Consider the following 14797-nt stretch of genomic DNA (forward strand, 5'->3'; position numbering starts at 1 on the left):
CTTGCCGGCGATGCAGTCGACGCGGTGTGTCAGGAAAATCGCGTCATCGTTCATCGCCGGCAAGCCGCCTCTCATGGTCCGGTGTTTGCTGCGCGACAGCGCTACGTCGAAGACGTGGTGGTGCCTTCCACAGGATGTTTCGGCGTGTCAGTCAGCAGATCGCGCGTTCGTGAAAGCACGTTCAAGAGTCCCCCAATTCAACACCCTGAACCTTCAGAGAAACCACCCATGACCAGCACAGCCCACTCCCAGGTCGTACAACGTCAATTCGGCGAACAGGCTTCGGCTTACCTCAATAGCGCCGTTCATGCGCAAGGTGCCGAGTTTGCGCTGCTACAGGAGGCTGTCGAAGGCCGCGGTGATGCGCGGGTGCTGGATCTGGGTTGCGGGGCGGGTCATGTCAGCTTCAATGTTGCGCCGTCTGTCAGTGAAGTGGTCGCGTACGACCTGTCACAGCAGATGCTCGACGTGGTCGCCGCTGCGGCCGCCGACAAGGGCCTGGGCAACATCCGCACGGTATGCGGTGCGGCCGAGCGCTTGCCGTTCGCTGACGGCGAGTTCGACTTCGTGTTCAGTCGCTATTCGGCTCATCATTGGAGCGATCTCGCTCTGGCTTTGCGTGAAGTGCGCCGCGTATTGAAACCGGGCGGTGTGGCGGCGTTCATCGATGTGATGTCGCCGGGCAGCCCGTTGCTGGATACTTATCTGCAAACGGTTGAAGTGCTGCGCGACACCAGCCATGTGCGCGATTATTCCGCCGCCGAATGGCTGCATCAGGTCAGCGACGCGGGATTGTTTACCCGCAGCCATGCCCGCCAGCGGCTGCATCTGGAGTTTACGTCGTGGGTCGAGCGCATGCGCACGCCACAGCCGTTGCGCGTGGCCATACGCGAATTGCAGCAGGCGATGGGCGATGAAGTGCGTCAGTATTTCGAGATTGATGCGCAGGGTTCATTCAGTACCGATGTGCTGGTGCTGTGGGCCGAGCGTTAATCTTTTTACGGCTTGAAACGTTATAAACGGGCGCTGTCCGAGGCGTCGATAAAAAATCGAGGAAGTTATGAGCAAGCAGATTCTGATTCTCCCAGGTGATGGTATTGGCCCGGAAATCATGACCGAAGCGGTCAAGGTGCTGGAACTGGCCAACGAGAAGTATCAGCTGGGTTTTGAATTGACTCACGACGTGATCGGTGGCGCTGCCATCGACAAGCACGGCGTTCCGCTGGCCGACGAGACTCTGGAGCGCGCCCGCGCTGCCGACGCTGTTCTGCTCGGCGCCGTGGGTGGCCCGAAGTGGGACACTATCGAACGCGACATCCGTCCTGAGCGCGGCCTGCTGAAAATCCGTGCGCAACTGGGCCTGTTCGGCAACCTGCGTCCGGCGATTCTCTATCCGCAACTGGCCGACGCCTCCAGCCTCAAGCCTGAAATCGTCGCCGGTCTGGACATCCTGATCGTGCGCGAACTGACCGGTGGGATCTACTTCGGCGCGCCGCGTGGTGTTCGGGTGCTGGATAACGGCGAGCGCGAGGCTTATGACACGCTGCCCTACAGCGAAAGCGAGATCCGTCGCATCGCCCGCGTCGGCTTCGACATGGCCATGGTGCGCAACAAGAAGCTGTGTTCGGTGGACAAGGCCAACGTGCTGTCGTCGAGCCAGCTGTGGCGCGAAATCGTCGAGCAGGTCGCCAAGGATTACCCTGAGGTCGAGCTGAGCCACATGTACGTCGACAACGCCGCCATGCAACTGGTGCGTGCGCCCAAGCAGTTCGACGTGATTGTGACCGACAACCTGTTCGGCGACATCCTGTCCGACCAGGCATCGATGCTGACCGGCTCCATCGGCATGCTGCCGTCCGCGTCGCTGGACACCAACAACAAGGGCATGTACGAGCCTTGCCACGGTTCGGCACCGGACATCGCTGGCAAAGGCATCGCCAACCCGCTGGCGACTATCCTCTCGGTATCGATGATGCTGCGTTACAGCTTCAACCTGACCGACGCTGCCGACGCCATCGAAAAGGCCGTCAGCGTGGTTCTGGATCAGGGTCTGCGTACCGGCGACATCTTTTCGACGGGTAACACCAAAGTCGGTACGCAAGAAATGGGCGACGCAGTAGTCGCCGCGCTGCGGAATCTGTAATCTCTCTGGCCCGCTATTCTGCTGTGCATCCGCAGAATAGCGGTCCCACTTTTTTTCTAGGTGTGTTGCGATGAAACGTGTAGGTCTGATCGGTTGGCGTGGCATGGTCGGTTCCGTGCTCATGCAGCGGATGCGGGAAGAGCAGGACTTCGATCTCATTGAGCCGGTGTTCTTCACTACCTCCAATGTCGGTGGCCAGGCGCCTTCGGTGGGCAAGGATCTTGCGCCACTGAAAGATGCGTATAGCATTGACGAGCTGAAGACCCTGGACGTGGTGCTGACCTGCCAGGGCGGCGACTACACCAACGAGGTATTCCCCAAGCTGCGCGAGGCGGGCTGGCAGGGTTACTGGATCGATGCGGCTTCCAGCCTGCGCATGCAGGATGACGCCGTTATCGTGCTGGATCCGGTCAACCGCAAGGTCATCGATCAGCAACTCGACGCCGGTACCAAGAACTACATCGGCGGCAACTGCACGGTCAGCCTGATGCTAATGGGGCTGGGTGGCCTGTTCGAAGCCGGTCTGGTCGAGTGGATGAATGTCATGACGTATCAGGCGGCTTCCGGTGCCGGTGCGCAGAACATGCGTGAGCTGATCAGGCAGATGGGCGCTGTGCATGCGTCGGTTGCCGATGAACTGGCCAACCCGGCCAGTGCCATTCTGGACATCGACCGCAAGGTGGCTGAAGCCATGCGTGGCGAAGCGTTCCCGACCGAGAACTTCGGCGTACCGCTGGCGGGCAGCCTCATTCCATGGATCGACAAGGCGCTGCCGAACGGCCAGAGCCGTGAAGAGTGGAAAGGCCAGGCCGAGACCAACAAGATTCTGGGCCGCTTCAAGAGTCCGATTCCGGTGGACGGCATCTGCGTGCGCATCGGCGCCATGCGTTGCCACAGTCAGGCACTGACCATCAAGCTGAACAAGGATGTGCCGATTGCGGACATCGAAGGCTTGATCAGCCAGCACAACCCTTGGGTCAAGCTGGTGCCGAACAACCGTGAAGCCAGCATGCAGGACCTCAGCCCGACGGCTGTGACCGGCACCATGAGCATTCCGGTGGGTCGCCTGCGCAAGCTGAACATGGGCTCGCAGTACCTGGGCGCATTCACCGTCGGTGACCAACTGCTGTGGGGCGCGGCCGAACCGCTGCGCCGCATGTTGAGAATCCTGCTGGAACGTTGATCGAAACGCCGCTGCACCCCGAACCCGTGTCCTGTCCAGGACGCGGGTTTTTTATTGCCCATCGATAAGGCAATCCTTATCCCAATATATGGGATTGAAATTTACATATTGAGATAATTACGATTTCGGGTTTATAGTCCGTCCTGCACTCACTTCCAAAAATACAAAAGGTGAAGCAATGCAGGCGCACTTGATCGCGCTCGACTGGGGGACGACCTCACTTCGTGCTTATCGACTTGGCGAACACGGCCAGGTACTGGAACAACGCGCCCTGAGCGCGGGCATCATGCAATTGCCGGACAACCCGCGGATGATCGCGGGCACGCTGTGCAGCGACGGGTTCGAGCTGGCCTTTGATGAAGCATGCGGCGACTGGCTCGACGCGCGGCCTGATCTGCCGGTGATCGCCTGCGGCATGGTTGGCAGCGCGCAAGGCTGGCGCGAGGCGACCTATCGTGAAGCGCCTGCCAGCGTCGATGAGCTGAGCGCCGCTTTGCAGACCGTACGCAGCGTGCGTGGCGTGACTGTTCACATCATCCCCGGTGTGTTGCAGCGTTCGACGCTGCCCAATGTCATGCGCGGTGAAGAGACTCAGGTGCTGGGCGTGCTCGCCGGACTCGACGAGCAGTCGGCCAGCCAGCCGCTGTTGATCGGCCTGCCGGGCAGCCACTCCAAGTGGGTACAGGTGGCGCAGGATCGCATCGTTCATTTCGATACCTTCATGACCGGCGAGGTCTACGCGGCGCTGTGCGCCCATACCATTCTCGGACGCACCATGCAGCCGAGCGAAACGTTCGACAGTGCCGCGTTCGATCGCGGGCTCGCCAATGCACAGTCGGAGGAGGGCGCTGCCGGCCCTCTGTCCACCATCTTCAGTTGCCGAACGCTCGGCCTTACTGGCCAGTTACCTGCGAGCAGCCAGCCCGATTACCTGTCCGGTCTGTTGATCGGCCATGAACTGGCCTCGCTCGCCAGACTTCAATACGACGCCCACGGCCATCTGCCCGCGGTGATTCTCATCGGCAGCGAGTCGCTGTGTCAGCGCTATGCGCGTGGACTGACCGCCTGCGGCTTTCCCCGGGTGACAGTGGCCGCCCAGGCGACCGAACGCGGCCTCTGGCAGGTCGCGGTCCAGGCGGGTCTGGTTGCGCGCCAGTCGTCTCATTACGTTCAAGAGGTGTGACATGCTCAAGCAAGCATTGAAGGAAAACGGCCTGGTCGCGATTCTGCGCGGCCTGCGTCCCGACGAAGCTCCGGCGATTGGCGACGAGCTGTATCAGGCGGGTTTTCGGGTCATCGAAGTGCCGCTCAATTCTCCCCAGCCGTTCGACAGTATCGGCCTGCTGCGCCAGCGCCTGCCTGCCGATTGCCTGATCGGCGCCGGAACCGTGCTGACGCCCGAGCAGGTGACGCAGGTCAAGGACGCAGGCGGACAGGTCATCGTCATGCCGCACAGCGACCCCAAGGTACTGCGTGCGGCCAAAGCGGCAAACATGTTCCTGTCGCCGGGCGTGGCCACGCCGACCGAGGCCTTTGCCGCACTGTCTGAGGGCGCTGATGTGCTCAAGCTGTTCCCGGCCGAGCAGATGTCGCCCGCAGTGGTCAAGGCCTGGCTGGCGGTGCTGCCCGCAGGCACGGTCCTGCTGCCGGTCGGTGGCATCACACCGGACAACATGAAGGTGTTTCTCGACGCGGGCGTCAAAGGCTTTGGTCTGGGTTCCGGGCTGTTCAAGCCGGGCATGAGCGCTGCCGACGTCGCCGAGCGCGCCAAGGCCTATGTGGCCGCCTGGAAAGAACACACCTCATCGCTTTGAAACGGATCGGCGGGCCAGACACAGCCGCCTGACAAGAGAACCAATAAGAGAAGCCGTACTCATGAAAATCACCAAATTGACCACCTTCATCGTTCCGCCGCGCTGGTGCTTCCTGAAAGTGGAGACCGACGAGGGCGTTGTCGGCTGGGGTGAGCCGGTCGTCGAAGGCCGCGCGCACACCGTGGCCGCAGCCGTGGAAGAGCTTTCCGATTACCTGATCGGCAAGGACCCGCGCAACATCGAAGACATCTGGACCGTGCTGTACCGCGGTGGCTTTTACCGTGGCGGGGCGATCCACATGAGCGCGCTGGCCGGGATCGATCAGGCGCTGTGGGACATCAAGGGCAAGGCGCTGGGTGTATCGGTCAGCGATCTGCTGGGTGGTCAGGTGCGTGACAAGATTCGCGTCTATTCCTGGATCGGCGGCGACCGTCCTGCCGATACCGCACGTGCAGCACGGGAAGCGGTCGAGCGTGGTTTCACTGCGGTGAAGATGAACGGCACTGAAGAGCTGCAATTCCTCGACACCTTCGACAAGGTCGATCTGGCCCTGGCCAACGTCGCGGCGGTGCGTGACGCGGTCGGTCCGAACGTCGGTATCGGCGTCGATTTCCATGGGCGCGTGCACAAGCCGATGGCCAAGGTGCTGATGAAGGAGCTGGACCCGTACAAGCTGATGTTCATCGAGGAACCGGTGCTCAGCGAGAACTATGAAGCGCTGAAAGAGCTGGCGCCGCTGACCAGCACGCCGATTGCGCTGGGTGAGCGGTTGTTCTCGCGTTGGGACTTCAAGCGTGTGTTGAGCGAAGGCTACGTCGACATCATCCAGCCGGATGCATCGCACGCGGGTGGCATCACCGAGACGCGCAAGATCGCCAACATGGCCGAAGCCTACGACGTGGCGCTGGCGCTGCATTGTCCGCTGGGGCCGATTGCACTGGCGGCGTGCCTGCAACTGGATGCGGTCTGCTACAACGCGTTCATTCAGGAGCAGAGCCTGGGCATTCACTACAACGAAAGCAACGACCTGCTGGACTACGTAAAGCACCCGGAAGTCTTCGACTACGACAAGGGCATGGTCAAGATCCCCAACGGTCCGGGCCTGGGTATTGAAATCAACGAGGAATACGTCAAGGAGCGCGCCGCCATCGGCCACCGCTGGCGCAACCCGATCTGGCGTCATGCCGATGGCAGCTTTGCCGAGTGGTGATCTGATCCGGAGCAGGCCTCCTGATCGTGCCCACGCAGAGCGTGAGGCACGATCCAAGCGATTTGCCAACAACACACATCCTCAATAAATCCAAAAAGAGGAAACATTTTCATGCGCACTCGTACCATGGAGGGCGCGGCATCACTGGTGACGCCGTCCCGCAAACGTTTCTTTATCATGGTGCTGCTGTTCATCACCGTGGTCATTAATTACCTGGACCGTAGCAACCTGTCGATTGCCGCGCCGGCGCTGACGTCCGAGCTGGGCATCGATCCGGTTCATGTAGGTCTGATTTTCTCCGCGTTCGGCTGGACCTACGCGGCCATGCAGTTGCCCGGTGGCTGGCTGGTGGACCGCGTGCCGCCGCGTATTCTTTACACCGTGGCCCTGGCCTTGTGGTCGATCGCCACCATCATGCTTGGCTTTGCCGCCAGCTTCATTGCGCTGTTCGTGCTGCGCATGGCCGTCGGTGCGCTGGAAGCTCCCGCCTATCCGATCAACAGCCGCGTGGTGACCACCTGGTTTCCCGAGCGCGAGCGTGCCACGGCGATTGGTTTCTATACGTCCGGGCAGTTCGTCGGTCTGGCGTTTCTGACGCCGGTGCTGGCGTGGCTGCAGGCGCACTACGGCTGGCACATGGTGTTCGTCGCGACCGGCGGCGTCGGTGTGCTCTGGGCAGCGATCTGGTACGCGGTGTACCGCGAGCCCCGTGACTTCAAGGGTGTCAATCAGCAGGAAATCGACCTGATCCGCGAAGGCGGCGGGCTGGTGGACATTCAGAAGGACGTCGAAAAGCAGAAGCAGGGTTTCAGCTGGCTGGACCTGGGCATCGTCCTCAGCAGGCGCAAGCTTTGGGGTATTTACCTCGGCCAGTTTTGCCTGAACTCCACGCTCTGGTTCTTCCTGACCTGGTTCCCGACCTATCTGGTGAAATACCGGGGCATGGACTTCATCAAGTCCGGGCTGCTGGCGTCGCTGCCGTTTCTGGCCGCCTTCGTTGGCGTGCTGTGTTCGGGGTTCTTCTCCGACTGGCTGATCCGTCGCGGGCACACCGTGGGCTTCGCTCGCAAGCTGCCGATCATTGCCGGTCTGCTGATTTCCACGTCGATCATCGGCGCCAACTTCGTCGAATCCACGCCGCTGGTGATCGCGTTTCTGGCACTGGCATTCTTTGGCAACGGTCTGGCTTCTATTACGTGGTCGCTGGTATCGACGCTGGCCCCGGCGCGTCTTCTGGGGCTGACAGGCGGCACCTTCAACTTCATCGGCAATCTGGCGGCCATCGCCACGCCAATCGTGATCGGCTTCCTGGCTTCGGGCGATTCGTTTGCACCCGCCATCACCTACATCTCGGTGCTGGCACTGCTGGGTGCGCTGTCCTACATCCTGCTGGTGGGTAAAGTCGAGCGCATCGAACTCTGATATCGACGTGTCCTGACGCTGGCGACGATAATGCCGCCAGCGTCCCGATCTGATTAAGGCTTGTCATGCACAACGAACCGCTTCCCGCTGAAAATCCTCCAGGCAAAGAGTCGGCCCCTGCCGGAACCCAGACCCTGTTGCGCGGCCTGGGTGTGGTTCAGGCCGTGGCCAGTGGTGCGCGGGATCTGAAGGAAATCGCCCGCCTGATCGGCACTACACGCAGCACCACCCATCGTCTGGCCAGTTGTCTGGTGGACGAACGCTATCTTCGGGTGGTTCCTCAGGTGGGTTATCTGTTGGGGCCGAAACTGATCGAGCTGGGCTTTCAAGCGCGAGAGGAAGTGCCGCTGGCGATTCTGGCGCGGCCGTTTCTGGACAGGCTTTCCGCATTGACCGGTGACACCGTGCATCTGGCGGTGCGCGAGGGCGATGACGTGCTGTACCTGCACAAGAATCCCGGCCGCAATGGTCCGGAGATGCGTTCGCGGGTCGGGCATCGTATGCCGTTGGTGCGCACGGGTATCGGCAAGGCGCTATTGCTGGACAGTCCTGAAGCTGAGTGGCTTCGTCTCTACGAGGTCAGCATGCCAGCGTCAGGCAAGCATCCGCTGTGGCCCAATCATGAGCAACAGACGTGGGAGCAACTGCAGCAGCGCAGGCAGGAGTATGTGGCGGGAGGTTATGCGTTCGATCTGGAGGACAACGAACCGTCGATCCGTTGTGTCGCGGCGCCGGTGCGTGATGCCAGCCAGCAGATTGTGGCTGGCATCAGCGTCGCAAGTACGGTTCCGTACATGCCCCTGGAAAAGATGGCCGAACTGGTCCCGCTGATCAGGGAGATCGCGGCGGGACTGTCGGCCGAACTCGGGGCCGCCTGAATCAGGCTTTGAGCGTGGCCATGTCGATGACAAAGCGGTACTTCACGTCACCGGCGAGCATGCGCTCGTAGGCTTCGTTGATGTTGCGGATGTCGAGCATCTCGATGTCGCAGGTGATGTCGTTCTCGGCGCAGAAATCCAGCACTTCCTGAGTCTCGGCGATACCGCCGATCAGCGAACCGGCCAGTACGCGGCGGCTCATCACCAGATTGGCGGCGTGGACCGGCGGTTCAACCGGCTCGATCAGACCGACCAGAATGTGCACACCGTCGAAACGCAGGGTCTGCAGGTAGGGGTTCAGGTCGTGCTGCACTGGAATGGTGTCGAGCAGGAAGTCGAAATGACCGGCTGCCGCTTTCATCTGTTCGGCATCGGTGGAGACGATCACGTGATCGGCACCCTGGCGACGCGCTTCCTGAGCTTTCGACGCGGAGCGGGTGAAGAGGGTGACTTCGGCGCCCATCGCCTTGGCGAACTTGATGCCCATGTGGCCCAGACCACCCATGCCCAGAATGCCGACCTTGTCACCGGCCTTCACGCCGTAGTGCTTGAGCGGCGAGTAGGTGGTGATGCCTGCACAGAGAATAGGTGCAGCAGCGGCCGGATCAAGCTTCTCGGGAACGCGCACGACGAAGTGTTCGCTGACCACGATGCTGTTGGAATAACCGCCCATGGTGTTGCTGCCGTCCACGCGGTCTGGCGTGGCGTAGGTCATGGTCGGACCTTCCAGGCAATACTGCTCAAGGTCCGACTTGCATGCCGAGCACTCACGGCAGGAGTCGACCATGCAACCGACGCCGACCAGATCACCGACCTTGTATTGGGTGGCGTTGGCACCGGTGGCGGTAACGCGACCGACGATCTCGTGGCCCGGCATCAACGGGTAGACGGCAATGCCCCACTCGTTGCGCGCCTGGTGGATGTCGGAGTGGCAGACGCCACAGTAGAGGATTTCGATGGCAACGTCGTCGGCACGCGGAGCGCGACGTTCGAAGGTCATCGGGGCGAGGGGAGCGGTGGCTGACTGAGCGGCGTAACCGATGGCTGTGTACATAAATATGACCTCGCGAAATGATACGGAGAAGAGGCGAATCATTGTCCGCGTGATGGGCGCGTGTCGCTAGGGTGATTCCTCCGTGTTTCATGCCTATTCCTCCGGCTGCCGAATCCGGGTACCGCTCAAGCGCGCAAATCTGCGATCATGGAGCTGTCTGATTCTCTGCCGGTACTCCGTATGTCGCTCCCTCATCCTGTCGATGGCAATGCTGTTCTGGTCTCGTTGATCCAGCCGCTGGCGGTGCGTCCCGGCTTTGTCGACACGCACTTGCCCGAGGTGCGTGTGCTCTCGGCGTTCAGCTATGTCGCGAGCAGCCCGCAGATGTATGAGCCGAGCCTGATGATCGTGGTGCAAGGCAGCAAGATCGCCTGCCTGGGGACGCGCACGTTCGAGTACGGCACCGGGCATTACCTGATTCAGGCACTGTCAGTGCCCTTCAAATGCGAGACCTTTGCCACGCCGGACAAGCCGCTGTATGGCGTGTCGGTGTCCATCGACCGTGTGTTGCTCGGCGAGCTGGTGCAGGTGATGGGCTCGCTGTCGCCACAGGACTGCCAGCCGCAGACGCCGGAGTCCATGACCTCTGTACTGATCGATGCCGGGATGCGTGACAGTGTCGAGCGCCTGCTGCGCTGCCTGCACGACCCGCTGGAGTGTCAGGCCATGGGTCAGGCCCGGATTCGTGATGTGCTGTACAGCGCGCTGCGCGGGCCGCAGGCGGGCGTGCTGCGGGCGCTGGTCGAACAGCAAGGGCAATTTGCACGGATCGCATCTGCGGTAACCTACTTGCATGAGCATTACGCCGATGCTTTGAATGTCGATACGCTGGCGCGTTGCGCGAACATGAGCACCTCGACCTTTCATGAGCACTTCAAGCGCAGCACCTTGTTGTCGCCGGTGCAGTACCTCAAGCGCCTGCGGCTGCTCAAGGCTCAGCAGTTGCTGGTGGCTGAAGGGCTGGGCGTCGCGCAGGTGGCGTTGCGGGTCGGCTATCAGAGTGCGTCGCAATTCAGTCGCGAGTACAAACGCTATTTCGAGCGCAGTCCGGGCGAAGAGGGCGCGTATCTGGGCGTTCCCGCCTGACCTGTTGCTGAAAAAGATAAAGGCTCCCGAGGGAGCCTTTATTGTTGTCGCGACCGGAACACTTACATGTTCGGATAAGTCGGGCCGCCAGCGCCTTCCGGTGCCACCCAGGTGATGTTCTGGGATGGATCCTTGATGTCGCAGGTCTTGCAGTGCACGCAGTTCTGGGCGTTGATCTGGAAGCGTTTCTCGCCGTCTTCCTTGGTGATCACTTCATACACGCCCGCCGGGCAGTAGCGCTGCGCCGGTTCGTCGTACAGCGGCAGGTTCTTGCTGATCGGAATGCTAGGGTCGGTCAGCTTCAAGTGGCAGGGTTGTTCCTCTTCATGGTTGGTGCTGGAGAGGAATACCGAGCTGAGCTTGTCAAAGCTGAGCTTGCCGTCGGGTTTCGGGTAGTTGATCTTCTTCGAGTCGGCGGCCAGCTTGAGGCAGGCGTAGTCCGGCTTGGTGTCGTGCAGCGTGAACGGCAGTTTGCCACCGAAGATGTTCTGGTCGATGAAGTTGAATGCACCGCCCTTGATCGCGCCGTACTTGTGAATGGCCACGCCGAAGTTGCGGCTGGTGAACAGTTCATCATGCAGCCAGCTGGCTTTGAATGCATCGACGTAGGAAGTCAGTGTGTCGCCGCCTTCGTTGCCTGCCAGCAACGCTTCGGCAACCGTATCGGCAGCCAGCATGCCGGACTTCATGGCCGTGTGGCTGCCCTTGATCTTGGCGAAGTTCAGGGTGCCCAGGTCGCAGCCGATCAGTGCGCCGCCCGGGAAGACCATCTTCGGCAGCGAGTTCAGGCCACCCTTGGCAATGGCGCGAGCACCGTAGCTGATGCGCTTGCCGCCTTCCAGGTATTGCTTGATGACAGGGTGATGCTTGTAGCGCTGGAATTCGTCGAACGGCGACAGGTACGGGTTGGAGTAGGAAAGGTCGACGATCAGACCGACCACTACCTGATTGTTTTCCAGGTGATAAAGGAAGGAGCCGCCCGGGTTGGCGTCGTCCAGCGGCCAGCCAGCGGTGTGGACCACCAGGCCTTGCTCGTGTTTCGCCGGGTCGACTTCCCAGATTTCCTTGAGGCCGATGGCGTAATGCTGCACGTCGGCTTCATTGTCCAGATCGAAACGCTTGATCAGTTGCTTGCCGATGTGGCCGCGGCAGCCTTCTGCAAACAGCGTGTACTTGGCGCGCAATTCCATGCCCGGCGTGTACAGGCCTTCTTTCGGATTGCCTTCGCGGTCGACACCCAGGTCGCCGGTGATGATGCCGCGCACGACACCGTTTTCGTCAAACAGCGCTTCCTGAGCTGCGAAGCCGGGGTAAATCTCAACGCCCAGGTTCTCGGCCTGTTGAGCCATCCAGCGGCACAGATTGCCCAGCGAGATGATGTAGTTGCCTTCGTTGTGCATGGTCCTGGGCACGAAGAAGTTCGGCACCTTGCGGGCTTTCTCGGCGTCATTCAGGACATAGATGTCGTCACGCTTGACCGGTGTGTTGAGCGGCGCGCCCAGCGTCTGCCAGTCAGGAAAAAGTTCGTTCAGGGCGCGGGGTTCGAACACCGCACCGGACAGGATGTGTGCACCGACTTCGGAGCCTTTTTCCACCACGCAGACGCTGATTTCCTGCCCGGCTTCGGCAGCCTTCTGCTTGAGGCGGCAAGCGGCTGAAAGCCCGGACGGGCCGGCTCCGACGATGACGACGTCGAATTCCATGTATTCGCGTTCCACAGGCTATCTCCTACTCTCAAGGCTCACGGTATTTTTTTATGGGTCACGGTGGACCGACATACGGACTTGGACCGCATATCTTTTTAAGGCGTGCAGTATATCTACACCACTGCGCGGGTCCAATACAAACGTTTGTTTGAATCGGCCGCAGGCCAGATAAATCAAAGACGCGCGACTCATGACTGGCCGATTTGGCGTATTGACCGGAAAAGGCGTTGCGGTCAAGATACGGGCGGTTTTGCGTTTGCCGTAGGCTGAAACGGGGTTCCACGGACATCCCTTGCGGATATCCGTAGCGGACCCCTGAAAAAGGCATCAGGCGAATGCAGTGCAGGCAGTCACGTAAACGGCCAGTGTCGCCCGGTGCATTTTACACACCCTGCCGGTGCATGACGGGTGACGCCCTGTTTTTATCGGGCTTTTGGCGGGATTTGCATCAAGGCATGTTCGCCTGCACGAATACGATTGCTTGTTGAGGACACATATCGATCGCCTGGTATTGCCGGGCGACTTCTTTTCACCGGAGAGTGAGGAATCCATGAAGGTTCTTGTAGCTGTCAAACGAGTGGTCGACTACAACGTCAAGGTTCGCGTCAAGGCGGACAACTCCGGCGTCGATCTTGCCAACGTCAAAATGTCCATGAACCCTTTCTGCGAAATTGCCGTGGAAGAGGCTGTACGCCTGAAAGAGAAGGGCGTAGCGACCGAGATCGTGGTGGTGACCATCGGCCCGACCACTGCTCAAGAGCAGTTGCGTACTGCGTTGGCGCTGGGTGCCGACCGCGCCGTGCTGGTCGAGTCCGCCGAAGAACTGACATCCCTGGCCGTTGCCAAGCTGCTCAAGGCCGTTGTCGACAAGGAGCAGCCGCAACTGGTCATCCTTGGCAAACAGGCCATCGACAGTGACAACAATCAGACTGGCCAGATGCTGGCTGCGCTGAGCGGCTATCCGCAGGGCACCTTCGCGTCCAAGGTCGAAGTGTCGGTCGACAAGGTTGCCGTGACCCGCGAGATCGACGGCGGTCTGCAAACCGTTTCCCTGAGCCTGCCGGCCATCGTGACCACAGACCTGCGTCTGAACGAGCCGCGTTACGCCTCGCTGCCCAACATCATGAAAGCCAAGAAGAAGCCGCTTGAAGTGCTGACACCCGATGCACTGGGCGTTTCCACGGCCTCGACCAACAAGACTCTCAAGGTCGAAGCACCGGCTGCGCGCAGCGCGGGCATCAAAGTCAAATCGGTGGCCGAACTGGTCGAGAAACTGAAAACCGAAGCGAAGGTAATCTAAATGACGATCCTGGTTATCGCTGAGCACGACAATGCAACCGTAGCCCCGGCTACGCTCAACACCCTCGCTGCGGCCCAGAAGATCGGTGGCGACATCCACCTGCTGGTGGCCGGTTCCGGCGTAAGCGCCGTGGCCGAAGCTGCTGCGAAAATCGCTGGCGTGGCAAAAGTGCTGGTGGCCGACAACGCCGCCTACGCGCATCAATTGCCGGAAAACGTCGCGCCGCTGGTCGTTGAACTGGCCGCCGGTCACAGCCACGTGCTGGCTGCCGCCACCTCCAATGGCAAGAACATCCTGCCACGCGTCGCAGCGCAGCTGGATGTGGACCAGATCTCGGAAATCATCTCGGTCGAATCGGCTGACACCTTCACCCGTCCGATCTACGCCGGTAACGCCATTGCCACCGTGCAGTCCACTGCTTCGGTCAAGGTCATCTCCGTGCGTGCCACTGGCTTCGATCCGGTTGCCGCAGAAGGCGGTTCGGCGTCGGTCGAAGCGGTTTCGGCTGCTCACGACGCGGGCAAGTCGAGCTTCGTCGGCGAAGAGCTGGCCAAGTCCGACCGTCCTGAGCTGACGGCTGCCAAAATCGTCGTTTCCGGCGGTCGCGGCATGCAGAACGGTGACAACTTCAAGCACCTCTACGCGCTGGCGGACAAGCTGGGCGCTGCGGTTGGTGCTTCGCGTGCTGCCGTCGATGCCGGTTTCGTGCCCAACGACATGCAGGTCGGCCAGACCGGCAAGATCGTTGCGCCACAGCTGTACATCGCTGTCGGTATCTCCGGCGCGATCCAGCATCTGGCGGGCATGAAGGACTCCAAGGTGATCGTTGCGATCAACAAGGACGAAGAAGCGCCGATTTTCCAGGTGGCCGATTACGGTCTGGTAGCGGATCTGTTCGAAGCAATCCCGGAGCTGGAGAAGCTGGTCTGATTCAGCCTCTTCCACTATAAAGAGAACCCGTTCCATTCGGCTTCATTCACTGTCAGGCTTGTCTGCGGTGT

At 60.7% G+C, this 14797-nt stretch carries 13 protein-coding genes; 11 read left to right on the forward strand and 2 right to left on the reverse strand.

Features of this window, described 5'->3' with window-relative positions; genetic code table 11:
- Window positions 1-228 precede the first annotated feature (228 nt).
- The 8 genes from AO065_RS00375 to AO065_RS00410 all read left to right on the forward strand — a co-directional run bounded on the left by AO065_RS00375 (window position 229) and on the right by AO065_RS00410 (window position 8650).
- The gene (locus tag AO065_RS00375; protein ID WP_004882602.1) at window positions 229-993 is read left to right on the forward strand and encodes a class I SAM-dependent methyltransferase; all 765 of its coding nucleotides are present in this window, start codon (window positions 229-231) and stop codon (window positions 991-993) included.
- A 67-nt stretch (window positions 994-1060) separates the two neighbouring features.
- A complete protein-coding gene (gene leuB, locus AO065_RS00380) occupies window positions 1061-2143 on the forward strand; it encodes a 3-isopropylmalate dehydrogenase (RefSeq protein ID WP_004882601.1) in 1083 nt (360 codons plus the stop codon).
- A gap of 70 nt (window positions 2144-2213) precedes the next feature.
- The gene (gene asd / locus AO065_RS00385) at window positions 2214-3326 is read left to right on the forward strand and encodes an aspartate-semialdehyde dehydrogenase (RefSeq protein WP_004882600.1); all 1113 of its coding nucleotides are present in this window, start codon (window positions 2214-2216) and stop codon (window positions 3324-3326) included.
- Window positions 3327-3504: 178 nt separating this feature from the next.
- Window positions 3505-4509, forward strand: a complete 1005-nt coding sequence (locus AO065_RS00390) for a 2-dehydro-3-deoxygalactonokinase (RefSeq protein WP_004882599.1) — start codon at window positions 3505-3507, stop codon at window positions 4507-4509.
- Between the two features lies 1 nt (window position 4510).
- Window positions 4511-5140: a 2-dehydro-3-deoxy-6-phosphogalactonate aldolase gene (locus AO065_RS00395; protein WP_004882598.1), complete on the forward strand. Its 630-nt coding sequence runs from the start codon at window positions 4511-4513 to the stop codon at window positions 5138-5140.
- 61 nt (window positions 5141-5201) lie between these two features.
- Window positions 5202-6350 carry a galactonate dehydratase gene (dgoD, locus tag AO065_RS00400; RefSeq protein WP_004882597.1) on the forward strand — a complete coding sequence of 383 codons (1149 nt, stop codon included), beginning with the start codon at window positions 5202-5204 and terminating at the stop codon, window positions 6348-6350.
- 111 nt (window positions 6351-6461) lie between these two features.
- Window positions 6462-7772, forward strand: a complete 1311-nt coding sequence (locus tag AO065_RS00405; RefSeq protein ID WP_004882596.1) for an MFS transporter — start codon at window positions 6462-6464, stop codon at window positions 7770-7772.
- Between the two features lie 65 nt (window positions 7773-7837).
- Window positions 7838-8650 carry an IclR family transcriptional regulator gene (locus AO065_RS00410; RefSeq protein WP_004882595.1) on the forward strand — a complete coding sequence of 271 codons (813 nt, stop codon included), beginning with the start codon at window positions 7838-7840 and terminating at the stop codon, window positions 8648-8650.
- 1 nt (window position 8651) lies between these two features.
- On the opposite strand, the gene AO065_RS00415 is transcribed toward AO065_RS00410, so the two are convergent.
- The gene (locus tag AO065_RS00415) at window positions 8652-9704 is read right to left on the reverse strand and encodes an NAD(P)-dependent alcohol dehydrogenase (RefSeq protein WP_004882594.1); all 1053 of its coding nucleotides are present in this window, start codon (window positions 9702-9704) and stop codon (window positions 8652-8654) included.
- A 180-nt stretch (window positions 9705-9884) separates the two neighbouring features.
- Between AO065_RS00415 and AO065_RS00420 the strand changes: the two genes are divergently transcribed.
- Window positions 9885-10790 (forward strand): AraC family transcriptional regulator, encoded by a 906-nt coding sequence (locus AO065_RS00420; RefSeq protein ID WP_004882593.1) that lies wholly within the window; start codon window positions 9885-9887, stop codon window positions 10788-10790.
- 62 nt (window positions 10791-10852) lie between these two features.
- Here AO065_RS00420 and AO065_RS00425 read toward each other — a convergent pair whose 3' ends face one another.
- On the reverse strand, window positions 10853-12508 hold the full coding sequence (locus tag AO065_RS00425) for an electron transfer flavoprotein-ubiquinone oxidoreductase (RefSeq protein WP_004882592.1): 1656 nt from the start codon (window positions 12506-12508) through the stop codon (window positions 10853-10855).
- A gap of 538 nt (window positions 12509-13046) precedes the next feature.
- Here AO065_RS00425 and AO065_RS00430 point away from each other — a divergent pair.
- Window positions 13047-13796: an electron transfer flavoprotein subunit beta/FixA family protein gene (locus AO065_RS00430; RefSeq protein ID WP_004882591.1), complete on the forward strand. Its 750-nt coding sequence runs from the start codon at window positions 13047-13049 to the stop codon at window positions 13794-13796.
- Window positions 13797-14726 (forward strand): electron transfer flavoprotein subunit alpha/FixB family protein, encoded by a 930-nt coding sequence (locus tag AO065_RS00435; RefSeq protein ID WP_004882590.1) that lies wholly within the window; start codon window positions 13797-13799, stop codon window positions 14724-14726.
- Window positions 14727-14797 lie beyond the last annotated feature (71 nt).

Source organism: Pseudomonas viridiflava (genome assembly GCF_001642795.1).
GTDB lineage: Bacteria > Pseudomonadota > Gammaproteobacteria > Pseudomonadales > Pseudomonadaceae > Aquipseudomonas > Aquipseudomonas viridiflava.